Raw genomic sequence first — 22,751 nt, 5'->3', positions numbered from 1 at the left:
AAAGAACCTCCTAAAGTCCTTCGGAGAAGGCCCCTCGCTGGCAGATACCAAGCACACGGCCTCTGCACCCATTAAATTCCAAAGCATCAAATACCAACAAGCGGACCTTCGCTGCACGACGCCCCAATGGCTGAGATGCGGACAAAGCAGCCTGATGCGGGTGCAGCAAATTTCACGGCGACTCGTCCACTAAGTTGCGAAGCCAGTCACGGCTCTGCAACGCGATTTCCCGAAAGCGGACATTCAACGCGGTCAAATTGCCCTATATCCAAACCGGTCGTTCACGGCGTCAGCATCGGATGTCCTTGTCGCGGGACAAAGCAGCTTGATACACACGCAGCGAAAATCGCCAAGATCGCTCAACCAAAACGCCAACTCTGCAACTCACTTTGGAAATGCGGTCGGAACTGTCAAATTCTGATTCCGGCCATTAAAGAGACTTTTGAGCGACCGCTGATACCAGTTGGTCGAACAAAAAAGGGCACCTGAAAAAGCCAGCCGTTCACTTAAAGCGTGCCAATTTGCGAACTTTAGGTGAACACTTGACGTTTTATTCAATCCGGGCAGTATTTTAGCATCCTGCCCGGGTTGGTTCGTGTGCCGGAGATATTTTCGGCAGACGACAATGAACACCAAGCCAGCAAAATCAACATATAGTATCCCTCCAAAAAGCCTACGTTTTCCAGAGGCTTGTGGAGATTTGCAGGTCAACGCTTGCCGCAACGCAACTTGTGAAGGCTTCGGTGTTGAAGCTTTGACCTGGGTCAAGCGAGGCAGACCAACGGCCGGACACGCCGGGAAACGCGACAACTATCGGCTCATCAATAAGAGCAGCAAGATGCCTGACGGCCTTCTGATGTCTAAGCTCTGCGGCTCCTCGACAGCGATAAAGTCGAATAAGGCAATTCGGGCAGAGTTCGAACGGATTTCGTCGTATCTTCAAGCGCCCGATGAACCATCTTGTCCGTCGGGAGCCTGTTGCAACCGTGGAGTTGGCGTCTATTCAAACCCCAACGCATATACCTGCAAGGCCAAACTAAAGACGTCTCAGCGTATCAAATTCAAGGAATGTGGATGTGTCTTCTCAGTTGTTATTTCGCCGCTGCACAGGCAACGCAAACCGCATGAGAACAAAACCGTCTTCCAGGAAATCGTTACCAAGAAGCCGATCCGGGGAATTGCCAAGGTTGCGGATCTACGACCGAAAGCGGTCTACGGGAAGATAGATTTTATTGAAGGACGTGTTCGCGCGGCCTCAAAAACACTCTGTAAGATGTATCAGACCGCCGTTCGGCTTTATGAGCAAAAGGGGCGTCGGAACCAACCGACACCCCTTGAACAGTATCTCACACGCTGGAACGCATGGTTCCGGGGTGGTCTTCAGGGCATAAAGCTACACGGTGGATTTCATGCGGCGACGGAGCGCGGCCATGCCGCCCAATGCCGACAGCAGTAGCATTCCGCCTGCTGGGATGGGGACGGCGGCGACGGTCCAATCGGCGAAGACCTGAGTCGGTTCCTGGGTCGTGTCGGTGAGTAGCACTAACAACACCCCGAAGCCGATCCTATCCGCTGATGCATGTTCGTTATATGCGTGGGATGCTGCGTTGTAGGAGCCCGGCACCGGAAAGCAATTGGCGCAGTACGGCGTATACGCGAAGCCTTGTGTGGTGGACTCGATGCCGAAGGTGAATTCTGGGTCTGTATCGAAATTGCCAAGCCCAAGGACATTGACAAACACCTGATCCAATAAAGCCTGCGAAGCCGCATCCGCGTCGCTTCGCGTGGTGAATGTAAAATCCGATGCCTCGTCACACCCGTCAAATAATGCGATGCACGTTCCCTCGCGAAACGTCACGTCATACAAAGTGCCGCCGACATTCACACCGGCCGCGCCCCTTAGTTGCCCAGAACCGTCTACATCTAACGTCGCAGCAAAACTTGGGGCCGACCACAGGCCAATGGCCATCGCCGCAGCAGTAAAAAAGTTTTAAATTGCATAGTCATCTCCAGATTTCAAACGCTGCTTGGAAGACCGTTGTTATCTTTTATTGGCAAAAGTAGTCTTCCTGTCACGAAAGTTTTTGAAAGTGCCCTTTCGCTACCCTGTGAAGACGTCAGTCGCTCAGGACTTGCGGCGTCCAAAGCGGCGCATCGCGCCCAAACTGCCGAGGCCTGCAAGAAGCATTAGACCTGCCGCAGGAAGAGGTACAGGTTGAACACCAACTGCATCTACGTCAAAGGCTCCACCGCCTGAGCTCGTATCGACAAGTGCCAAATACGAGAACGGGCCACCGATATTGACTGTTGCGCCGCCTAACACATTTGCGGGGCCATTCGACAGAGAGGCTACGAGACTAAAACCCAAAACTTGAAGGTCGGCCAGAGTGAAGCCATCATCGTCAGCTGTGTATGCACCATTCAACGCATAGACATCAATCGACTCTGCGAATGAACAGGTAGGTCCACCACATCCGAAGGTCACTTCGAAGAAATTGGCATCACCGCCGAAAACCGTTCCGAATCCAAGAACAACCGCGGTTAATTGGGGGATGGAGAAGAAACCACCCTCTGTATCAGTAAAAACATCGGGTGCACCAAGTGCGTCGCCCGGATTGTCACGCTCGGTTGTATAAGTTTGCGCTTCCGCATCCCAGCCCGCAGCAGCAAGACCGGCATCGCCTACGTCAATCTGTGTTGCCCAGACTGTCGCGGCATGTGCTGCCGTGAATGAGGAGCCAAGCGCAAAGGCCGCCCCTATAAATAAATTCTTAAAGTCCATGTTGAGCTCCACTGTTTGGCTTAGCCAGATGCTAGTTACTTTTACGGCGCTGCTTTACATACAGTCACCTCTTTTGACTTTAACTTCAGTTGCAAGTTTCAGCCATACTTTGGCAAGAAATAGGCCTTATTTTCGCTGTAATTTGCTATTTTGATGCAAAAATGGCCTTTCGGATCGATGACTGATAGGGGGAAACCCGCCTAGGTGGAATTTTCTTCTTGTGACACCTGAGTTGTCAAAGCCGACTGCTCAGATTGATTCGTTTGTGATACCGGCGCTGAGTGTCTGACGTGCTTTTCCATTGCTCTGGATCGCATGAGGCCCCCATTTGATCATTTTTCAATTCACTTCCAGCATGAGGTGGTGGGTGGGAAAAGCCTACCCAAGAGAACCTCGCGATTGCACCGCCTAATCCCTTGGCCTTGGAAGCAGACCTTCAAGCAATCCTCTCGATTGGCAGCAAAGTACGGCAACTCAGTCATAACGCCATCGAACCTCGCTGCGGGCGGACCCAATGTCCGCTTTTTTGCCGGCGGCGCAACTGATGATTTGGACAACTAGATTGCTGCATCTGCAAACGTCGGCGCCGGACCATGACTGCTTAGGGCTCAGAGCAGTCGTTCGCTGCGGTTCGCCTCAATGTCCGCTTTTTGGCGTTCGACGCATTTCAATTTAATGGGTCCTGAACCTAGGCAGCTTGTCTGTGATTGGGCTGGCGTGTCTGAGGATGTCCTGCGCCTGTATGTCGCCCGGAGGCTCAGAGACGGCCTGAACATGACTGGTCTGGATCGTAAGGCCCTCAGAGACCTCGCATCACCTGACGACCCTGAGAGGGCTTCCTGTGCGTGCTGTGGGGCTGCTCTTGAGGGGCAGTCCACCAAGTTCTGCGGCAAGAAGTGTCGGCAGAAGCAATGGCTCAGGGATAAGGCGGCTGCGAAACGGGCTGCTTGAGCAATGAGAGGTTTGTGGGTGTGTGAAGGCCGAGGTACCACTCCTACTCTTTAAAAGGGTGCTAAAAAAGAGTAACAACCCTCACACACAAATAAAACATACGTAGCTTTTCTGATTGTCCCAAGCGATCTTAAGGCTAGGACGAGTATCTTTGGGATAGGTTAGGCGGCTGCGAAACGAGCTGCTTAGTGTCCGAGACTTTTGATGAAAATGACGGTGAGGTGTGTAAAATTTTGCACACGTCTGGGATAAATTCCCAAAAATCCTTGGACACCGCGCAAGCATATCTGGTGGCTGTCGCTGTACTGGTCGGAACCGACCAGTACAAATCTACCAAGTCCGAGGTGAAGGCCCGCGCCAAACTTCTCAAAGAAGGACCGGGCATCAGTGCTTAATTAAAGGCCCGCAAGTGGACATCGTAAAGAACTTTGTTGTTTAAATTCAGATAGTTAAAACTAACCGATCCTTAACCCAAACCACATTGACTTATCCACATTGTGCGTCTGCAGCGTGACATGAGGCCTATGTTGTGTTTTGCTGAAGATGCACTTTATCAGCAAGGAGAACTACATGAGCATCACTGCCCATCTCGAAGAGTTGAAAAGGAAGCATCGGACCTTGAGCGAACAGGTCGATATGGCGCAACGCGCGCCGGGTGCCGACCAGGTCGAGGTTGCGACACTGAAAAAGCAAAAGCTGAAACTGAAAGAAGAAATCGCCCGATTGTCGGGTTAGCCTGCTTTCAGACTGGCGCGGGCTGCGAGAAGCGCACCTGCAGTGATAAGGGCCGCAGCCACGGCCAATGACCATGTTGGGGCGGCGACGCCTGCCAATATCAGGACAAGCGTAGACAACAGCGGTGCGGCATAGGATGCCGTGCCCAAAAGTTGTATGTCTCCGCGCTTGACCCCAATGTCCCAGACATAAAAGGCAAGCCCAACGGGCCCCAGCCCCAATAGAATGGCGCTGGTCCATCCTGTCGTGCCGACGGGCCAAGCCGTTGTTTCAAAGGCCAAATGTAGGGGTGCGGACAGTGCGGCACTTGCGACGCAAAAGATTGCCACCGATGCAGTGGGCACTGTACCAAACCGGCGGGACATGACCGAGTAAGTGGACCAGGTCAGCGCACAGGACAGCGCAATCAGGTATCCCGTGATCGCCTCCGCTTGAAACCCGGCGCCGCCACCAGTGACGATAAGGCCAGCGCCGGCAAACCCCACCAACGCGCCTATGACGTGGCCAGGACGCAGGCGTTCGCCGGGCAGCAGGCTTGAAAATAGCACGATTAAGAGCGGCCAGAGGTATGCTATCAAGCTGGCTTCGGCCGCGGGTGCAAGGCGCAAAGCCGTGAAGTACAATGCGTGGTAGCCAAAAAGCCCCAATGTCCCGAGAACGTAGACATGTAAGGGCACAGAGCGCAGTTGCCCCAGTCCCCCCGATGCCGCAGTCCAGATCAGTCCAAGCGTCCCGCCGATGGCGAAACAAATTGCATTCAAAAGGAACGGGGGTGTCGGCGCAGAGCCAACAGTCAAAAGAGCAAGCACGCCCCACAACAGGACCGCGATAAACCCGACGAGCGTTGCGACCCCCTTAGTCATGGGTGTTGAAAGTCTGCGGAGGGCAGACGCGTCATGGAATCTGTGATGTGGGCTGTCTTGGCGATTTCGGCGATGATCCAGTCGCGGAATGCGGCGATCTGGGGCCGTGCTTGAGCGCCATCAGCACACAGAAAGCGAAATCGCACACCTGTATCAAGTGCGATTGGGACAGGTGCCACGAGCCGGCCATCGTCAAGATCCTTGACGACGAGCGCGCGACGGCCGAGCACAACGCCGACGCCGGCAAGAGCTGCATCAATGGCGTGATCGGCCTGAGAAAATCGCGGACCTTGTGTTGGTGCAAAGTCGATTCCCTGCGAACGAAACCACGTTTCCCAGTCCGCACGCGGTTTGAGAAAACTGATGCTGTCATCAAAAATGAGAGGTGCTTTGGTCAGGCTTTGTGCCGTTGGGTACTGTTTTGCCAAAGCCGGGGTCATCACGGGACAGATCCATTCCTCGGCCAGAGGTATCGAGTAAAGGCCGTTGTCCTGCCCATAGCCGAAGCGGATCGCCACATCAATTGCATCGCGCCCAAAGTCCATCATCTTTAGCGAGGCAGAAAAACGCAATTCGACTTCCGGATGCGCCTGAGCAAACTCATAGAGACGTGGGGCCAGCCATTTTGCGGTAAATGCGGGCCCGGCGGTAACGGTAAGTGTATGATCATCCGTCGTTCTTTCCGCCGCTCGCCACGCCGCAGCCAAGGATTGGAATCCAACAGCAGTCCCGGGGGCAAGAGCTTTGCCTGCGTCGGTCAGTTCGACCGCACGGTTCAGACGGCGAAAGACCTGAGTGCCCAAGTGCTCCTCGAGCGATTTGATCTGGAAGCTGAGCGCAGCTGGAGTAACGAATAACTCCTCTGCTGCCTTGGCAAAGGACATGTGTCGTGCGGCGGCGTCAAAGGCGCGCAAAGCGGTGAGAGGTGGCAATCTGTCTGACATGCCTCACACAAGTATAGCTTAACTGAAGCAAGGGAAAGTCTCGTTTGTCGGGCGGCGGTCAAAAAGACATATTGAGATCAAGAACAGACACACCGCTACACCGCGAAAAGGACAACATCATGTTTGAGACATCCGCACACCCCGCCATCCGTAACGGACTTGATCGGGCACGCGCAGAACGCGCGGAAGCCATGAAACAGGCCTGGCACTGGTTGTTTGGGGGCAAATCTTCCCGCTGATGCGCGCGCGCCATATTACGGGATGAAAAGGAAGGGCCGGTGCAGCGATGCACCGGCCCTTTTTTCTTGGTTCTGGCGGTGCACCGACTGTGCACCGAAGCGGTGTGTCAGACGAAAAACTGCGCGCCGTTTGCCGAGATGGTCGACCCGCTAATGAAACCTGAATCGTCCGAAGCAAGGAACACCACGCAACGCGCGATTTCTTCGGGTTCGCCCAGACGGCCCGCCGGGATTTGGGCAATGATCGATTCGCGAACTTTTTCCGGAACCGCCATCACCATGTCGGTGCCAATATAACCAGGGCAGATCGCATTGGCGGTGATGCCTGCGCGTGCGCCTTCCTGCGCCAGTGATTTGACGATTCCAAGGTCACCAGCCTTGGTTGCGGCGTAGTTCACCTGAGCGAACTGTCCTTTTTGACCGTTAATCGAAGAGATCACGATGACGCGGCCAAACTTGCGCTCGCGCATGCCGGGCCACACAGGGTGTACCGTGTTGAACACGCCGGTGAGGTTGGTGTCGATCACCTGATGCCATTGCTCGGGCGTCATGCGGTGGAAGGGCGCGTCACGGGTGATGCCCGCATTTGCAACGACAACATCGATCGGGCCAATGTCGGCCTCTACCTGTGCGATGCCAGCTGCGGATTCGTCGTAATCCGCGACGTTCCATTTGTAAGTCTTGATGCCGGTTTCATCCGTGAACTTGGCCGCAGCCTCGTCATTGCCTGCATAGGTCGCGGCGACGGAATAGCCTGCGTCCTTCAGAGCGGTAGAAATGGCGGCTCCGATTCCTCGGCTGCCTCCGGTCACAAGTGCGGTGCGGGACATGGATAGTTCTCCTCCGGTAAGGTTAGTGTCTTTGTTTCACGAAAATAACACCGCGCGTAACATTATTACGCGCACAATGCTATCTAAGGCGTATCGTCATATGAATTTGGGATTTAGGAGGCGCACTAGGGCGCCGCCTTGATCTGGATCAGTTGCTCTTTGCGTTGGCGCTTAGTCGCGCTCAAGGCACATGGCGACACCCATGCCGCCACCGATGCAAAGTGTGGCAAGGCCCTTTTTCGCATCGCGCCGCTTCATTTCAAACAGCAGCGTGTTGAGGATGCGCGCACCGGAGGCCCCGATTGGATGGCCAATGGCAATTGCGCCGCCGTTCACGTTCACGATAGCTGGATCCCAGCCCATGTCCTTGTTCACAGCGCAAGCTTGGGCAGCGAAGGCTTCATTCGCTTCAACCAGATCGAGGTCTTCGGGCTTCCAACCCGCTTTTTCCAGTGCTTTGCGCGAGGCATAGATTGGGCCGACGCCCATGATCGATGGGTCAAGGCCAACGGTGGCGTAGCTGGCGATGCGCGCCAGTGGCTCGATCCCGCGCTTTTCAGCGTTGTCGGCGGACATAAGCAGAGCACCCGCGGCACCGTCATTGAGGCCGGAGGCGTTGGCGGCGGTGACGGACCCGTCCTTGGTGAAGGCGGGGCGCATTTTCGCCATCGCTTCCAGGTTGGCGCCGTGGCGGATGTATTCGTCAGTGTCCACGACGATATCACCTTTGCGCGTTTTCACAGTGAACGCGGTGATCTCGTCAGCAAACTTGCCGGCCTTTTGGGCGGCTTCGGCCTTGTTCTGGCTGGCGACGGCAAATTCGTCCTGAGCATCGCGGGTGATCTGCCACTGGTCGGCGACGTTTTCGGCCGTCTGCCCCATGTGATAGCCGTTGAAGGCATCCCACAAACCGTCGCGGATCATGGTGTCGATGTATTTCATGTCGCCCATCTTGTGACCTGCGCGCAAGGACGCGGCATGGGGGCTGAGTGTCATGTTTTCCTGACCGCCAGCGGCGACAATGTCAGCATCGCCAAGTGCAATGTGCTGGGCGCCAACGGCCACGGCACGCAGACCCGAGCCGCAGACCTGGTTGATCGACCAAGCGGCAGAACCCTGAGCCAGACCGGCATTGATATGGGCCTGGCGTGCGGGGTTTTGGCCTTGGGCAGCTGTCAGGACCTGACCGAGAATGGTTTCGGAGACTTCGGATTTGTCGATGCCTGCGCGTTCCACAATGGCTTCGAGCATTGTCGCGCCGAGATCATGTGCAGGGGTGTTGGCGAAAGAGCCACCGAAGCTGCCGACGGCAGTTCGGGCGGCAGAAGCGATCACGATATTGGTCATGTGATTAAATCCTCAGTTTAAGTTACCGTGAGGACTGTCCGAGCGGCACCCCGAGATTGGCACGTTGTGCGGACCCCAGACTGCCCCGCGTTGAGCGTGCGTTATCGGATTCGCCCCCTTTGCGCAAACGAACTGAGTGGTAACGCGCGCATACCCGCTTTGATCAGGCGTGCTGGCTCGTCTTTTTTCCTTTTCCTTGCCCGTGAAGCCAATCGGGTCGGATCTCGGGGGCAGAAAAATAGTAACCTTGCAGGCAATCTATGCCCATTTCGGTCAGACATTCGACGTCTTCGACCCGTTCGACCCCTTCGGCGACGACGAGCATATCAAAGTGCTGGCCGATCTGGATCATTGCACGCGTCAGTACTTGGGTATCGTAGTCATCAGCGATGCCGTTGCAGAACTGCATATCGATCTTGAGAACGTCGAAATAGAAATCCTTGAGGTATCTCAGCGCGGTAAACCCTGCGCCGAAATCATCGAGTGCAAAACACACGCCGCGCGCGCTGAGCCTGTTCATGAAATCGACCACCAGTTCAGGTTGATCCATTGCCGAGCTTTCGGTGATTTCGAGGATCAGCCGTTCACCTACGGATTCGTCTATCTTCAGCCAGCGGTTCAGCGTCTGCATCCAGCGTTGATAGCCGATCGAACGCGCAGACATGTTGATCGAAAGGCGGACGGACGGGTTTTGGTGAAGCGTGCGCAGCCCCATGTTCAAAGCGTTGACGTCGATCTCGCGCCCCATTTCCGCTTTTTCGACCGCTGGCATGAAATCCTTGGCCGGAATCACCCGCCCGGTGTCACCGATCACCCGGATCAATCCTTCATAGAACCCCACACGTCGGGAGTCACCTACCACCATGACCGGCTGAAAGGCCAATAGCGTTTGTTTTTGCTCCAGCGCCTCGGCCACCATCGCAAGCGTGTTGCGATCCCGGCTCGACACGGCCGCATCCAGCGGGTTTGCAACGCCAACTGGCACGTTGATGGGTTTGAATTTTGGCATGGTGCGGCAGGAACTCCTTCCCAGACATAGTCTGGCCACCATGCTCTGATGGGTGTAAAAACAGTCTTAATGTTTGCATTTTGTTCTAATTTTCTGCGTTATCCAAAGGACCCTCAAATGGACGGGCGATGTGGCTGGGCCGGGCTGGAAAAAGTTTATGTGGACTATCACGATACTGAGTGGGGGGTGCCCGAGTATGATGCCCGAACACTGTGGGAAAAGCTGATCCTGGACGGGTTTCAGGCTGGCCTGAGCTGGATTACAATTCTGAAGAAACGCGACAACTTTCGTGCGGCTTTTGAAGGGTTCGATCCGGAAGTGATTGCGGAATGGGGGGAGGTCGACGTGCAGCGGTTGCTGGGCAATCCCGGAATTATCCGCCATCGCGGCAAGATCGAAGCCACGATTGCCAATGCCCGCGCGTATCTCGAGGTTAATGCCACTGAAGGCTTTGATCAGTTTTTATGGAAATACGTGGATGGTGAGCCTCTTCAGAACTGTTTTGCCACGCAAGCGGATGTACCGCCTTCAACCCCAATGTCCGCGCAGGCTTCGAAGGACCTCAAGGCGCGTGGCTTCAAGTTCTGTGGCCCTACGATTGTGTATGCGTTCATGGAAGCGACGGGGTTGGTGAATGATCACATCCTGACTTGCCACCGCCACGCCGAGTGCGCCGCGATGGCGCAATCGCCAAAGGGGCGTTGACTCTGTCTGGCGCATCCCTATAAGCGCGCTTTCATTGGTGTTGGTGGCCCCCGCAAGGGGTTTCCTGTCGGTCCCGCAAAATCGGGTCAGAGGACAACGCCCTTCGAAACCTGAACGAAGGAGATCAGCCGTGACAAAACGCACAGCTGCCAAGTACAAACTCGATCGCCGCATGGGCGAAAACATTTGGGGCCGTCCCAAATCACCCGTCAACCGTCGTGAATATGGCCCCGGCCAGCACGGTCAGCGCCGCAAGGGCAAGCTGTCCGATTTCGGCATTCAGCTGCGCGCCAAGCAGAAGCTGAAAGGCTACTACGGCGACCTGACCGAAAAACAGTTCCGCCGCATCTACGCAGAAGCTGAGCGTGTGAAAGGCGATACCGGTGAAAACCTGATCGGCTTGCTGGAGCGTCGTCTGGACGCCGTTGTCTACCGCGCCAAATTCGTGCCAACTGTCTTTGCGGCTCGTCAGTTCGTGAACCACGGCCACGTCCGCGTGAACGGCAAAAAGGTCAACATCCCGTCCTATCGCGTCAAAGAAGGCGACGTGATCGAGGTCCGTGATCGTTCCAAGCAAATGGCGGCGATCCTCGAGGCGACACAACTGCCCGAGCGTGACGTTCCTGACTACATGGACGTTGATCACTCGAAACTGACCGCGACATTCGTGCGCACGCCTGCACTGGGCGATGTGCCGTATCCGGTGATGATGGAACCGAACCTCGTGGTCGAATTCTACGCCAAGAACTAAAGGTTCGCGGGCTTGTCCTGCTGCTAATGAACAAGAGGGCCGTCCCATCGGGGGCGGCCCTTTTTCGTTTGAGCCCCACTGATGTGCCGTGGCCTCGTGTCGCGCTGCACGCTCCCGATCTGGTGACTACATTGAGGTCACACAACGCGGGAGATTTTGTCATGCGCGTGAACGCTACCCCCCTTCCGGACCGGAGTGCATTGCACTGCTATGGCGGGCAGGGTGACTTTCTGGATTGTTATTCGGTGGCCAGCGACATGCCGGCCCGCGCTGCCGCAGAAGTGATCACCGCTTTCCCGGCATGGGCGCGGGGTTTGCTGATGGTGCGTCGCATCGCTACTGCCCCTTCGGTTTGTCTCAGGATGGACCGGAGGCCGATGACAAGCTGGGGCCGTTCCCAGTTGAGTTGGACACCGGCACAGAGGTGATCGCCGGCTTTGACGACAAGCACCTCAATTTTCGGGTGTCGGTCTATGGGGACGGGCGTCGTGTCTCACTGGCGACATGGGTACATCCCCACAGCATCGGCGGGCGTAGCTATCTGACCGCGATCCTGCCGTTCCACATCCTTGTTGCACGCAACGCGCTGGCGCGGGTTGCAAGGGCAGACCCCCTGACGACACCGGCCTAACCGGACAGGTCAGCCAGTTGGCGCAGCAATGATGCCGAGGCGTCGTCGGTGGGAAAATACAGCTCAATCTTCAGATCTTGGAGTGCGACATCCTCTGGTGTGCCCAACTGCGCTATGGTGGCAAAGATCGACAGGCGCATCGTCCCCGTGTTTAGGATCGTTGGGATCACCGGTCCTGTAGTCAGACCGCGCGGACGGGGCACGCGGCCCAGATGGTCTGCGGCACGATCCAGTGCCGGCACGCCGCCTTGTGCTGCACTTTCTGTGCGGAGCCGCTGACAGGCATGTTGGGCGACCTGCGTCCAGTTTTCGATCATTGGCGGCAGATTATCGGACATCATCAGATCAAGCAGGCTGTCTCCTTCGCCCACCCCCAGCATTCCGTACAACGCCGCGGCCGGGGCATTCAGCGCCATCACGGTCCACAGCTTGTCGACGGCGAGTGCGGGGTAGGGGGCATGGGCCTCAAGCATGTAGCTGACAGCTTTGCGGATCGGCTCCATCTCGGCGTCGTCCCATGCCCGACCCGGATAGCGTGCGGCAAACCCTGCGTGGGTCAGCATCTGGTTGCGCGCGTCCAGTGGCAGGGCCAGTGCATCACCCAACCGCCCGATCATCTCGGGGCTGGGCCGCGACCGCCCGCTTTCCAGAAAGGAGATGTGGCGTGCGGATACGCCTGCTTCGCCTGCGAGGTCCAACTGGCTAAGGCGACGTGCTTTGCGCCATGTGCGCAATGTGCCGGGAAACGTGGTCATAAAGGAACCGTAGCGTGGATTTTGGTGCGCGCCCATTACTTCTGAGGTAATTGAAACGATGATGTCCCAACCCTTAGGTCCTGTTTGAACAGACCATTAGGAGGGGCAGATGACCCACGACTTTCACAAATTCTGGCTGAAGATCACCGCCGTAATAATCGCATCCTTTGCCCCCGTCATGTTTCTGGGCAGCATGGAGGCGACGGCATGGCCCATGCAATTCACGCTGGATCTTTTGGGCCTGCCGCTGGACGGTTTGCCTGTGTGCGGCGATCCGGCAAGTCGGTTCATTTCGGCCATTCTGGGCGGCATTTTGCTGGGTTGGGGCGTGACGATCTGGCTGCTGCAGGCTTGGGTTTATGACGCAGCACCCGAGGGCGTGCGCCGAACAATCGTCACAGCGTTGGTGTGTTGGTTCGTGCTGGACAGTGCGGGGTCTGTCCTGTCGGGGCATCCGTCGAACGTATTGTTTAACATAGGAATTCTCGCGCTTGCCGTGGGGCCGATGTGGCGTCCAGCCCGTGATCCAGCGGTGACCTAAAAGTTTTCGTGCCCGCGCGTTGCAACCTGTGGTAGCTTATCTGCATTCTTTAATCAGATTTGGAGACTGCCATGGGTGCCCGCGATATTTCCTTTGCGAGTTTTAACCTTTTGAACCTGCAACTGCCCGGTGCCGCGATTTATGGTGATACGGATGGGTGGGATTTCGACATCTTTGCTCGCAAGATCAACTTTACCCGCGACGTGTTGCTGCGTCAGAACGCGGATGTAATCGGCCTTCAGGAACTCTGGGCCGCAGACGCGCTGGACCAGGCGCTGGTGGCCGGCGGGTTAGAGGCCGACTACACGGCGCTCATCCCACCTGGTCACAATGGCAAGAGCATTGTCTGTGCCGCCCTTGTGCGCAACGGCATGTTGGTGGACGAGCCCGAGTGGATTCGGGATTTCCCAGATGAATATGTCCTGAAATCGGGTGGGGATGATCCGCAACAGGACTTTATCGAGGTGAACCTGAGCACGTTTTCGCGCCCTGTTCTGCACTTCAAGGTACAGCCCGATCCGCGCACGCCGGTCATCCATGTCTTTGTCTGCCATTTCAAATCCCGCCGCCCAACGCAGTTCTGGCGCGAAAGCTGGTATGAAAAGGACGTGCATGGCCCCCACCTCAGCGCTCTGGGCTACGCCATCTCTACGGTGCGCCGCACGGCTGAGGCGGCTGCGTTGCGGGTGCTGGTCACCAACCTTGCCAAGAAGACGGATACGCCTGTTGTCGTCATTGGTGACATGAACGACGGCAAGGACAGCAACACCCTCAACATCCTAAGCGAACAGCCCACTTACCTGTCGCCGCTGTCTACGGGGGGCGGGGACAATTCTCTCTATACCGCGCAGACGATGCAGGAATACCGGTCGGTCCGTGACGTCTATTACACCCATGTTTTTGAGGGGAACCGCGAGAGCCTTGATCACATCATGTTCTCATAGGAATTCTACGACAACTCCAAACGCCGGATCTGGGCGTTTGACGAGATGGTGGTGGAGAATGATCACCTAAATTACCACGACCACAAAGAGAGTGGCACCAATGATCACGGCGTGATCCGGGTCGGGTTCAAGTGGAAGCCTGCGGACGGGGCGGCTGTGTAGGTGTGCGAGCCGTGCCAGCGGCTGCCCGTGGGTTGCCGTCCTGCCGTCTGTGCTGCGCGGCTTATGGTTCTCGTGTGCCTATAACGTCCAGATGACGCGCTTTCGGTGACGTAGCGGCCGACCAGGGGGCGGGAAGCGGCTGGCACGGAGGCTTTCGGCCTTGATTCCGTGCCGGTTCCCCCGTGGTCCTTCGCGCGCGCTTTTGCCACTGGCCACCGCCTGTCGCGCGTCCTAAAACGACGCTTACGCATTAAGAGGCCCGACATGACCCGCATTACCGCGCAACCCGGCATTATGGACATCGCTCTTTATCAGGGCGGGCAGTCGCATCTTGCGGGGGTGTCAGATGTGCTCAAGCTCAGTTCCAATGAAAATCCGCTGGGACCGCCGCCAAGTGCGATGCAGGCCGTGAGCGACGCCGCAGGCGGAATGCACCTCTACCCATCAACCGATCACGCGTCCTTGCGCGTGGCTATTGCTGAGGTCTGGAACGTAGATCCTGACCGTGTGATCTGTGGTGTGGGTTCGGACGAGGTTTTGCAGTTCGTAACGCAAGCCTTTGCCGGGCCGGGCGATGAGATCATCTATACCGAGCACGGGTTCTCGATGTACCCGATCCTGACCAGCATGGCCGGAGCAACGCGGGTTTGTGTGGATGAGCACGAGCGAGTCGTGGACGTAGATGCGATCCTGACTGCGGTCACGGAAAACACCCGCGTTGTGTTGCTGGCCAACCCTGCCAACCCGACCGGAACGATGCTGTCAGAGGGGGAATTGGAACGTCTGGCCGACGGGCTGCCTGACCACGTGATCCTTGTGATCGACGGGGCCTATGCGGAATTTTCTGACGGGTATGACGGGGGCATTTCGCTGGCGCGAGATCGCTCCAACGTGTTGGTCACGCGCACCTTTTCGAAACTCTATGGCCTTGGAGGGCTGCGGGTTGGTTGGGGCTTTGGGCCACGTGAGATGATGGATGTGATGAACCGCATTCGCCAGCCTTTCAACCTGTCGGTCGTTCAACTGGCGGCGGCTGAGGCCGCCGTGAGGGATCGCGATTGGCTGAACACCTGCATTGCCCTCAACACCGAACAACGCGCGCGTCTGACTGGGGCCCTGCGGCAGTTGGGACTGGCATGTGACGAAAGCCACGCCAACTTTGTTCTTGCCCGCGCGGCAGACAGTGCGGAGGCCGATGCGGCAGAGGCCGCATTGAATGCAGCAGGTATTCTGGTGCGGCGGGTTGCGGGCTATGGCTTTCCTGAAGGGTTGCGCATCACCGTCGGGAATGCAGAGCAGACTGGCCGCGTAATTGAAGCCCTGACACAGTGGCGTGAAGGAGCGGCAGCGTGATTTACAACCGTGTAGCACTGATTGGCCTTGGCCTGATTGCGTCCTCAATGTTCTGGGGGATGAAACGGGGTGGATTGGTCGGCGAAGTGCGCGGCTATGCCCGGTCTGCGGAAACCCGAGACACGGCCCGCCGGATCGGGTTGTGTGACGTCGTTTGCGACAGCGCGCCTGAGGCCGTGGACGGAGCGGACCTTGTCATTCTCTGCGTCCCCGTGGGTGTAATGGGCGCTGTGGCCGAAGAGATCGGACCACATCTCGCGCCCGGAGCGACGGTGACGGATGTGGGATCGGTCAAGCGGGAGGTGATCGACGCGGTCGCCCCGAACTTGCCTGAAGGTGTGCATTTTGTGCCTGGCCACCCGCTGGCTGGCACCGAGCATTCCGGTCCCGAAAGTGGCTTTGCCGAGTTGTTTGACAATCGCTGGACCCTTTTGGTGCCAGTTGAGGGGACCGATCCGGAGGCCGTCTCTCGTTTGCGCAAGCTGTGGGAAGGGCTGGGTGCTTTCGTCGAAGAGATGGAGCCGGATCACCATGACCTCGTTCTGGCCGTCACCAGCCATGCGCCGCATCTCATTGCCTACACGATGGTTGGGGTTGCGGATGATCTGCGCCGGGTGACCGACAGCGAAGTGATCAAGTATTCCGCCGCCGGGTTTAGAGATTTCACCCGCATTGCGGCGAGTGACCCGACGATGTGGCGCGATGTGTTTTTGAACAACAAGGATGCGACGCTGGAAATTCTGGGCCGCTTCACCGAAGAACTGTTCGCACTGCAACGGGCCATCCGGCAAGGCGACGGCGACCACCTGCATGCTTATTTTACACGCACCCGCGCGATCCGCCGTGGAATTATTGAAGCGGGCCAGGATACAGACGCACCGGATTTCGGGCGCGGAGGACAGCGGTGAAGGCGTTTGCGCTTGCACTCGTTCTTTTGACCAGTGCCGCGCTGGCGGCACCTGATACGTCCAAACGCCCGGTGGCACGCATCGGAACCGATACCCGCAATGTCGCGCCCGACGCACCTGTGCAACTGGCGGCATTTTCTGGTGAGGCAACTTCGTTGCGCCCTTTCATGCGCCCGCCTGCGATTGTGCAGCAGGCGATGGCGCGGCGGGCCCAACGGCGTAAGGGGCAGGTTTGTGGTGATCCCGATTTGCAGGGGGACGAGGTTGGTATGGTCCCCGGGCGCATCAAAGGATGCGGAGTTTCCGAGGCGGTTCGACTGCGCTCTGTGTCGGGCGTGACCTTGAGCCAAGCCGCGGTGATCGATTGTAATACAGCCAAGGCACTGAAACGCTGGACGGAAAACGGCGCCAAACCGGCACTGCGCAAAAAGGGCGGCGGGCTAGCGAGTTACCGTGTTGCGGCGCACTATGCCTGCCGTACACGAAACAACCAACCGGGCGGGCGGATTTCAGAACACGGTCGCGGCAAGGCGATTGATATTTCTGGTTTTGTCATGAAGGACGGGACAACCCTTACCGTGTTGAACGACTGGAGTTCACGGAATGGGAAGGCCCTTAAATCCATGCACCGCGCAGCATGTGGGCCTTTTGGAACCGTGTTGGGGCCAAATTCGGACCGGTTTCACCGTGATCATTTCCATTTTGACACGGCCAACCATCGCAGCGGGACATATTGCCGTTGATTTGAGGGTGGGGGTTTTGAGGCTATGCCCCGGAGAAGAGCGCTGACCTTAAGCTCTTTTAGTCAGAAGAAAACACGGAGCCCTATCTGATGATCAACCTTGGCGCGGGCGCGATGGGCAGGAAGCCCAGATAGATCGCACCGTCGCTCAAGGTGAGTTCCACATCCAGCGTATCCGGATTGCCACTTGCGCCCGCCAGAACCTGCAAAACCCTGTCCGCCTGTTCGCGAAATGCAGGGGGCAAGGTGCCGCTGGCTTGCGCAAAATCCAGCATGGTGCGCCAGTTTTCGGCCTGAACGGACATGGTGCCATTCGGGATGCCTTCGGTGCTGACTGTAAGGTCCGCGGCAAAGTTCAGGTTCAAATCACCCCAACTTGCCTCTGCCAGATGCAGGTTGATCCGGCGCGGTTGCGGTCGAACGGTATCGAGTGCCCGCCGATCCCACGCCCGATCAAAGGTAACACGGGCTTGCAGCGTTAGACTGTCAAAGGCGCGTGGGAACGTGTCCGGCAGCCGCAGCCGTGCACGGGTGGCATCGCCGGGGGTAAAGGTGTTGGCGCGGGCGACGAAGTCGTAGGTCGGTCCATTGTCTTGCGTCATGGTCAGGGTCAACGTGTCGGCGCCGACACGGACACCGGCGGCGTCACTTATGGTCCACTGGTTTGACGTCCACCCCAGTGCCTCCAGCTCGAGCGCTGTGCCGGGTTGCAGGTTAAGCTCCATTTGTCCGTCCTGCATCGTCAGCATCGAACGGCCAAAGGGGGAGGCCACAACGATGGGGCCTTCATCCAGCGTGACGGTGACGTCGCCGGGCCAATGCGCAGGCGCCGTGATGTCAAGACGCTCTGTTTGTATGGCAAGACCGGCGTCGGGATCTGCCAGCGCAATGCCTGACAGACCAGCCCGTAGTTGAAAGGGAAACCCACCGCCTTGGATTCCGCCCAGCTCAGCTTGCCAGCCTTCGCCTTCACGCGCATCGAACCATGCCTGCACACTGCTTTGCAGTGTCGAAGACGCTACCCACCACCACAGGCACCACGCGGCACATAACAGTGCCACTACGACGGACAATTTGCGCATACGGGCCCTTTCCCTTGGCTGCGAAATCGGGTCTATCCCATGCGATGTAGAGAGGACCAGTCAAATGACCATGTGGGTGTTTGGATATGGCAGTTTGTTGTGGAATCCCGGATTCGAGGTCGCTGAAGAAGTGCCTGCGAAGCTGTCAGGCTACGCGCGTTCGTTTTGCATGCGTTCGATCCATCACCGCGGGACAGAAGAGGCGCCCGGATTGGTTCTGGCGTTGGACGAACATGATGAGACGGTTTGCAACGGAGTGGCGTTGCGTGCCGCGCCAGGGACGGAAGAGGCGACACTGGCCTACTTGCGCGAAAGAGAGCTGATCTCGTCCGCATATCTGGAACGGATGCTGGACATCTCTTTGGAAGGTGGGCCGACCGTGCAGGCGGTTACCTATGTGATCGATCCGGACCATGTGCAGTATTGCGGCGGCCTGCCGCTCGAAGAACAGGCGCAGATCATCGCCCAGGCAGTCGGCGGGCGCGGGCCAAACTACGAATACCTGTTCAACACTGCCCAACATTTGACCGCGCTTGGGGTGGCAGATCCGGACCTTGACTGGTTGTCACGCCGCGTCGCAGCGATAACGGGATAAATCCTTGGCACTTTTGCCGAAAAGCCGATAGATTGCGCCAAGAGCAGAACAAATAAGGGGTCAGGAGCCAGCCTATGGCGCAGACCACACCTGAGGCACAGCCGTACTTTAGCCAGCCGCTACGGCAAATTGCATTGATGGTCATCGTTCTGGGCCTGTCCGGCGCAGGCGTTGTGCTGGCCTTGCCGCGTGTGTTGCCTGTTTTCGAGGCGAACCCGTACCTCAATGGCTTTATCGTCTTTGTGTTCCTGATCGGGGTGATCGCCTGTTTCTGGATGGTGCTCCAACTGATCCAGTCAGTACGCTGGATCGAAGGGTTTGCGAGCGGCGGCCCGACAGCAAATGACAAGGCGCCACGTCTGCTGGCATCTCTTGCGTCGTTGTTGCGCAGCCGGGGCTCGCGGATGCAGTTGAACGCGACTTCAACCCGCTCGATCTTGGATTCGGTGGCGACACGTATCGATGAGGCACGAGAGATTACGCGCTACATCGTCAACTTGCTGATTTTCCTTGGCCTTTTGGGGACTTTCTATGGTCTCGCAACAACGGTGCCAGCGCTTGTGGACACGATCCGCAGCCTTGCACCGCAGGATGGCGAAGCAGGTTTTGAGGTTTTTGCCCGGCTGATGACCGGGCTTGAGGATCAATTGGGGGGGATGGGCGTTGCCTTTGCCTCCTCCCTTCTGGGTCTTGCCGGATCACTCATCGTTGGCCTTCTCGAACTGTTCGCAGGGCACGGGCAGAACCGCTTTTACCGGGAATTGGAAGAGTGGCTGAGTTCTATCACCCGCGTCAGTTTCGCGGCTGAGGCCGAAGGCGAGGGCAATGCTGAGTCCCACATGATGGCGGGCGTTTTGGATCATCTGGCCGAACAGATGGAAAGTCTGCAAAACGTGTTTCTGCAATCAGACGTGAGCCGGGCGGTCGTCGACGAAAAGCTAAGCAAACTAACGGACGCGGTCGAGCGCATGACGGAACAGATGCAAGGCGGCGCAGGCTCGGGGACGCTTGATGGCGTGATCGCGGGACAGGGGCAAATGACGGATGCCCTGCGCCAATTGGCCGAAGGGCAAGCGCGTGGTGTCGCGGCACAAGAACGCCTGATCGAAGTGGTCGAAACGCAAGGTACCGGGGACGGTATTGATGCGGAAAGTCGGATGCGCCTGCGTTCAATCGATGTTCAGATGTTACGCATCCTCGAAGAAATTAGTGCCGGTCGGCAAGAAACCATGTCAGAAATCCGCACGGATCTGTCTGCGCTGGCGGCAGCCCTGAACGCGGGTGGTCAGACGCGCCGTACAACCGCTTCGCAAACGCGCAAAAAGACTGACGGCGGGACGGGTTAGCAATGGCGCTGTCGCGACGCACCGGGCAACGGTTTCAGGCCTCGATCTGGCCGGGCTTTGTCGATGCGATGACGGGCTTGTTGCTGGTGTTGATGTTCGTTTTGACCATCTTCATGGTCGTGCAGTTCGTCCTGCGCGAAACGATCACTGGGCAGGAAACCGAACTTGATCAACTGGCCGGCGAGGTCGCGGCCCTAGCGCAGGCATTGGGGTTGGAAGAGCAGCGCGCCGACCAACTGGATGCGCGGGTCACGTCACTGAATGCAACGTTGAATGATGCACAGGCGCAGGTATTACAACAGACGGCCCTGATTGCCTCACTGAGTGCTGAGCGGGATGCACAGGCCGAAGCGTTGGGCGCGGCGCAGACTAGGATCACGAGCTTTGAGGCGCAGGTTGCAGCACTGATTTCAGAGCGTGACGGCGCGTTGGAGCGCATTTCTGGTCTCGAGAGTGAACAGACGCGTCTGTTGTCCGAGCAAGAGGCGTTGAACCTGGCCCTTGCGCAATCACGGACCGAAATTGACGCGCAGGCTGAGGCCGCGCGGTTGGCTGCGGCGCGCACCGACGCCTTGCAGGCGTTGATCGCAGATTTGCGGAGCCGCAATGCGGACAGCGAAGCCGAGGCTGCAGCCTTGCAGGCTGATCTGGATAGCGCGCAAGACGCACTGAGTGCGGAAGAGGTCGCCCGGCTGGCTGAGGCTGCGGCTGCAGAGGCCCTGCGCGCGCGGCTTGCTGAAGCGGATGCAGAGTTGACGGCGATGACGCTTGCGCTTGAGGCGCAACGGCAGGAGGCTGAAGATACGTTGACCCTGCTTTCCGCTGCACGTGCCGCCGAAGCTGACCTTGATGCACAATTGGCGGCAGCGCTTTTGGCCGTTGAGACAACGTCCAGCAGTGCCGCGGCGGCGCAGTCGCAGTTGGAACAATTGGAAACTAGCCTTGCCGCAGCATTGGCTGCGTTGAGTGCGGCAGAGGCACAGACGCTAAGTGCCACGTCCGAACGGGCGAGTCTTGAGACACAACTGGCGGCCGCATTGCTTGATGCTGAAGACGGCGCAGCCGCAGCGGCTGACTTAGAGTCGCAACTGGCTCGCGCCTTAAGCGCTCTGGATGAACGCACTGCACAGGCCAGTTCGCTGGAACTGCGCTTGCAGGCAGCCGAGGCTGCATTGAATGATGGGACGTCGACCAGTGCCGCGTTGCAAACCGAATTGGGGGCTGCACAAACGGCGCTGGCCCAAAGTGAAGCGGATGTGGCGGAGTTGCAGGCGCAATTGGACAGTGCACAGGCCGCGCGTGAGGCGTCGGCGGAAGATGTTGCACAGCTTGAGGCCCGCCTGACCACACTTGAGGCGCGAATCGCCGCCTCTGATCTGGAAGTGACAGACATACGGGATCGTCTTGCAGCCGCCGTTGCGGCACGTACCGCTGCCGAAGGGGCGTTGGCCGGCCAAAACGCCGATTTGAACGATTTGCGTACACAAGTGGCGGCTGCCCTTGCGGCGCGGGATGCGGCTCTCGCGGATGCCGATGCGGCAGGGAGCAGTAATTCAGAGGTGCGCGCGCAACTGGCCGCCGCGTTGGCGGCCAAGTTGGCGGCGGAAACCGAAATGGAGAGCCTTGGTGCTGACACGGCGGAGGTTCGGGCCGCGTTGGTTGCTGCACTTGCAGAAAAAGCGGCCGCAGAAGCAGCACTGGTCGACAGCAACGAGACAGCAGATGAACGCGCGGCCCTTTTGGCTGCTGCGCGCGAAGCGTTGACTGCCGAGGAAGCCGCGACGCTGGAGGCGCAGCGGCAAACGGAACTGCTGAACCAGCAGGTTGCCGCATTGCGCAACCAGTTGGGTCAGTTGCAGGCCCTTCTGGATGATGCCGTGGCGCGGGATGCGGTGCGCGATGTGCAGTTGCAGTCATTGGGCTCTGAGTTGAACACAGCGCTGGCCCGTGTTGCTGCCGAAGAACGGCGTCGGCGCGAATTGGAAGAAGCGGAACGGGCGCGCCTCGAGGCGGAACGTGCAGCCCTTGAGGCAGAGGCGCAGGCGCTTGAGGCAGAGGCGCAGGATCTGGAGCGCTATCGCTCGGAATTCTTTGGCAGGGTACGCGATATTCTTGGCACTCAGGACGGGGTTCAGATTGTTGGCGACCGGTTCGTGTTCTCCTCAGAAGTGCTGTTCCCGCCTGGTGGCGCCGACCTGTCTGAGTTGGGCGAAGTCGAGATCACCAAAATTGCGAGCATTCTGCTTAACATTGCCGGAGACATCCCTTCGGGAATTGACTGGGTGCTTCAAGTAGACGGACATACCGACAACGTCCCGCTATCGGGTACAGGTGAATTTGCCGATAACTGGGAACTGAGCCAGGCACGGGCTCTGTCTGTGGTTCGCTATATGGTGGACTTTTTAGGGCTGCCGCCGGACCGGTTGTCGGCCAACGGCTTTGGTCAGTACCAGCCGATCAACTTCGCAGACACGCTCGAGGCGCGCGCACAAAACCGTCGAATTGAGCTGAAGTTCACTGAAAAGTAAGGGCAACA

At 57.9% G+C, this 22,751-nt stretch carries 24 protein-coding genes; 15 read left to right on the top strand and 9 right to left on the bottom strand.

Annotated elements, in window-relative coordinates; translation table 11 throughout:
* Together ABJD00_RS01390 and ABJD00_RS01385 are read left to right on the top strand one after the other, a co-directional pair.
* Positions 1–193: hypothetical protein (locus ABJD00_RS01390; RefSeq protein WP_413849828.1), on the top strand; the 193-nt coding region annotated here is incomplete at its 5' end.
* Between the two features lie 432 nt (positions 194–625).
* Positions 626–1,456, top strand: coding sequence for a hypothetical protein (locus ABJD00_RS01385; RefSeq protein ID WP_413830369.1), 831 nt, complete (start codon positions 626–628; stop codon positions 1,454–1,456).
* Here ABJD00_RS01385 and ABJD00_RS01380 read toward each other — a convergent pair.
* Together ABJD00_RS01380 and ABJD00_RS01375 are read right to left on the bottom strand one after the other, a co-directional pair.
* Entirely contained in the window at positions 1,394–1,969 is a 576-nt protein-coding gene (locus ABJD00_RS01380) for a VPLPA-CTERM sorting domain-containing protein (RefSeq protein ID WP_413830367.1), read from the bottom strand. The two genes, ABJD00_RS01385 and ABJD00_RS01380, sit on opposite strands and share 63 nt — an antisense overlap.
* Before the next feature lie 156 nt (positions 1,970–2,125).
* Complete coding sequence (locus tag ABJD00_RS01375) at positions 2,126–2,782, bottom strand: VPLPA-CTERM sorting domain-containing protein (protein ID WP_413857460.1); 657 nt, start codon at positions 2,780–2,782, stop codon at positions 2,126–2,128.
* Positions 2,783–3,921: 1,139 nt separating this feature from the next.
* Here ABJD00_RS01375 and ABJD00_RS01370 point away from each other — a divergent pair.
* Both ABJD00_RS01370 and ABJD00_RS01365 read left to right on the top strand, forming a co-directional pair.
* Positions 3,922–4,128, top strand: a complete 207-nt coding sequence (locus ABJD00_RS01370) for a hypothetical protein (protein WP_413830363.1) — start codon at positions 3,922–3,924, stop codon at positions 4,126–4,128.
* 175 nt (positions 4,129–4,303) lie between these two features.
* Positions 4,304–4,468: a YdcH family protein gene (locus tag ABJD00_RS01365; protein ID WP_413830361.1), complete on the top strand. Its 165-nt coding sequence runs from the start codon at positions 4,304–4,306 to the stop codon at positions 4,466–4,468.
* Here ABJD00_RS01365 and ABJD00_RS01360 read toward each other — a convergent pair.
* The 5 genes from ABJD00_RS01360 to ABJD00_RS01340 form a co-directional block, all read right to left on the bottom strand.
* Positions 4,465–5,331 (bottom strand): DMT family transporter, encoded by an 867-nt coding sequence (locus tag ABJD00_RS01360; RefSeq protein ID WP_413830359.1) that lies wholly within the window; start codon positions 5,329–5,331, stop codon positions 4,465–4,467. The two genes, ABJD00_RS01365 and ABJD00_RS01360, sit on opposite strands and share 4 nt — an antisense overlap.
* Positions 5,328–6,275, bottom strand: a complete 948-nt coding sequence (locus ABJD00_RS01355) for a transcriptional regulator GcvA (protein ID WP_413830357.1) — start codon at positions 6,273–6,275, stop codon at positions 5,328–5,330. The genes ABJD00_RS01360 and ABJD00_RS01355 overlap by 4 nt, the downstream gene beginning before the upstream one ends.
* A 346-nt stretch (positions 6,276–6,621) precedes the next feature.
* On the bottom strand, positions 6,622–7,344 hold the full coding sequence (phbB, locus tag ABJD00_RS01350; protein WP_413830355.1) for an acetoacetyl-CoA reductase: 723 nt from the start codon (positions 7,342–7,344) through the stop codon (positions 6,622–6,624).
* 171 nt (positions 7,345–7,515) lie between these two features.
* The gene (locus ABJD00_RS01345; protein ID WP_413830353.1) at positions 7,516–8,691 is read right to left on the bottom strand and encodes an acetyl-CoA C-acetyltransferase; all 1,176 of its coding nucleotides are present in this window, start codon (positions 8,689–8,691) and stop codon (positions 7,516–7,518) included.
* 163 nt (positions 8,692–8,854) lie between these two features.
* On the bottom strand, positions 8,855–9,700 hold the full coding sequence (locus ABJD00_RS01340) for an EAL domain-containing protein (protein ID WP_413830351.1): 846 nt from the start codon (positions 9,698–9,700) through the stop codon (positions 8,855–8,857).
* Positions 9,701–9,817: 117 nt separating this feature from the next.
* Here ABJD00_RS01340 and ABJD00_RS01335 point away from each other — a divergent pair, with 117 nt between their 5' ends.
* From ABJD00_RS01335 to ABJD00_RS01325, 3 genes are all read left to right on the top strand, one after another.
* Entirely contained in the window at positions 9,818–10,405 is a 588-nt protein-coding gene (locus tag ABJD00_RS01335) for a DNA-3-methyladenine glycosylase I (RefSeq protein ID WP_413830349.1), read from the top strand.
* 130 nt (positions 10,406–10,535) lie between these two features.
* Positions 10,536–11,156, top strand: a complete 621-nt coding sequence (gene rpsD / locus ABJD00_RS01330) for a 30S ribosomal protein S4 (RefSeq protein ID WP_108835543.1) — start codon at positions 10,536–10,538, stop codon at positions 11,154–11,156.
* A gap of 301 nt (positions 11,157–11,457) precedes the next feature.
* Positions 11,458–11,787, top strand: coding sequence for a DUF2867 domain-containing protein (locus tag ABJD00_RS01325; protein ID WP_413830346.1), 330 nt, complete (start codon positions 11,458–11,460; stop codon positions 11,785–11,787).
* On the opposite strand, the gene ABJD00_RS01320 is transcribed toward ABJD00_RS01325, so the two are convergent.
* Positions 11,784–12,542: a helix-turn-helix domain-containing protein gene (locus ABJD00_RS01320; protein WP_413830344.1), complete on the bottom strand. Its 759-nt coding sequence runs from the start codon at positions 12,540–12,542 to the stop codon at positions 11,784–11,786. The genes ABJD00_RS01325 and ABJD00_RS01320 overlap by 4 nt on opposite strands.
* 109 nt (positions 12,543–12,651) lie before the next feature.
* Between ABJD00_RS01320 and ABJD00_RS01315 the strand changes: the two genes are divergently transcribed.
* The 5 genes from ABJD00_RS01315 to ABJD00_RS01295 all read left to right on the top strand — a co-directional run bounded on the left by ABJD00_RS01315 (position 12,652) and on the right by ABJD00_RS01295 (position 17,193).
* Positions 12,652–13,083 carry a hypothetical protein gene (locus ABJD00_RS01315; protein WP_413830342.1) on the top strand — a complete coding sequence of 144 codons (432 nt, stop codon included), beginning with the start codon at positions 12,652–12,654 and terminating at the stop codon, positions 13,081–13,083.
* Positions 13,084–13,154: 71 nt separating this feature from the next.
* The gene (locus ABJD00_RS01310) at positions 13,155–14,027 is read left to right on the top strand and encodes an endonuclease/exonuclease/phosphatase family protein (RefSeq protein ID WP_413830340.1); all 873 of its coding nucleotides are present in this window, start codon (positions 13,155–13,157) and stop codon (positions 14,025–14,027) included.
* Positions 14,028–14,453: 426 nt separating this feature from the next.
* On the top strand, positions 14,454–15,542 hold the full coding sequence (hisC, locus tag ABJD00_RS01305) for a histidinol-phosphate transaminase (protein ID WP_413830338.1): 1,089 nt from the start codon (positions 14,454–14,456) through the stop codon (positions 15,540–15,542).
* The gene (locus tag ABJD00_RS01300) at positions 15,539–16,450 is read left to right on the top strand and encodes a prephenate/arogenate dehydrogenase family protein (RefSeq protein WP_413830336.1); all 912 of its coding nucleotides are present in this window, start codon (positions 15,539–15,541) and stop codon (positions 16,448–16,450) included. Before hisC ends, ABJD00_RS01300 begins: the two co-directional genes overlap by 4 nt.
* Positions 16,447–17,193 (top strand): extensin family protein, encoded by a 747-nt coding sequence (locus ABJD00_RS01295; RefSeq protein WP_413830334.1) that lies wholly within the window; start codon positions 16,447–16,449, stop codon positions 17,191–17,193. The genes ABJD00_RS01300 and ABJD00_RS01295 overlap by 4 nt, the downstream gene beginning before the upstream one ends.
* Before the next feature lie 82 nt (positions 17,194–17,275).
* On the opposite strand, the gene ABJD00_RS01290 is transcribed toward ABJD00_RS01295, so the two are convergent.
* Positions 17,276–18,274: a DUF2125 domain-containing protein gene (locus tag ABJD00_RS01290; protein ID WP_413830332.1), complete on the bottom strand. Its 999-nt coding sequence runs from the start codon at positions 18,272–18,274 to the stop codon at positions 17,276–17,278.
* 64 nt (positions 18,275–18,338) lie between these two features.
* Between ABJD00_RS01290 and ABJD00_RS01285 the strand changes: the two genes are divergently transcribed.
* The 3 genes from ABJD00_RS01285 (at position 18,339) to ABJD00_RS01275 (ending at position 22,743) form a co-directional block, all read left to right on the top strand.
* On the top strand, positions 18,339–18,869 hold the full coding sequence (locus ABJD00_RS01285) for a gamma-glutamylcyclotransferase (protein WP_413830330.1): 531 nt from the start codon (positions 18,339–18,341) through the stop codon (positions 18,867–18,869).
* A gap of 74 nt (positions 18,870–18,943) precedes the next feature.
* Positions 18,944–20,215, top strand: coding sequence for a biopolymer transporter ExbB (locus tag ABJD00_RS01280; protein ID WP_413830328.1), 1,272 nt, complete (start codon positions 18,944–18,946; stop codon positions 20,213–20,215).
* Between the two features lie 2 nt (positions 20,216–20,217).
* On the top strand, positions 20,218–22,743 hold the full coding sequence (locus ABJD00_RS01275; protein WP_413830326.1) for a peptidoglycan -binding protein: 2,526 nt from the start codon (positions 20,218–20,220) through the stop codon (positions 22,741–22,743).
* The last annotated feature ends 8 nt before the right edge of the window (positions 22,744–22,751 follow it).

It is taken from the genome of Tateyamaria sp., from assembly GCF_039945315.1.
In the GTDB taxonomy this organism is placed as follows: Bacteria; Pseudomonadota; Alphaproteobacteria; order Rhodobacterales; family Rhodobacteraceae; genus Tateyamaria.
This window is presented reverse-complemented; position numbering and strand designations above follow the sequence as displayed.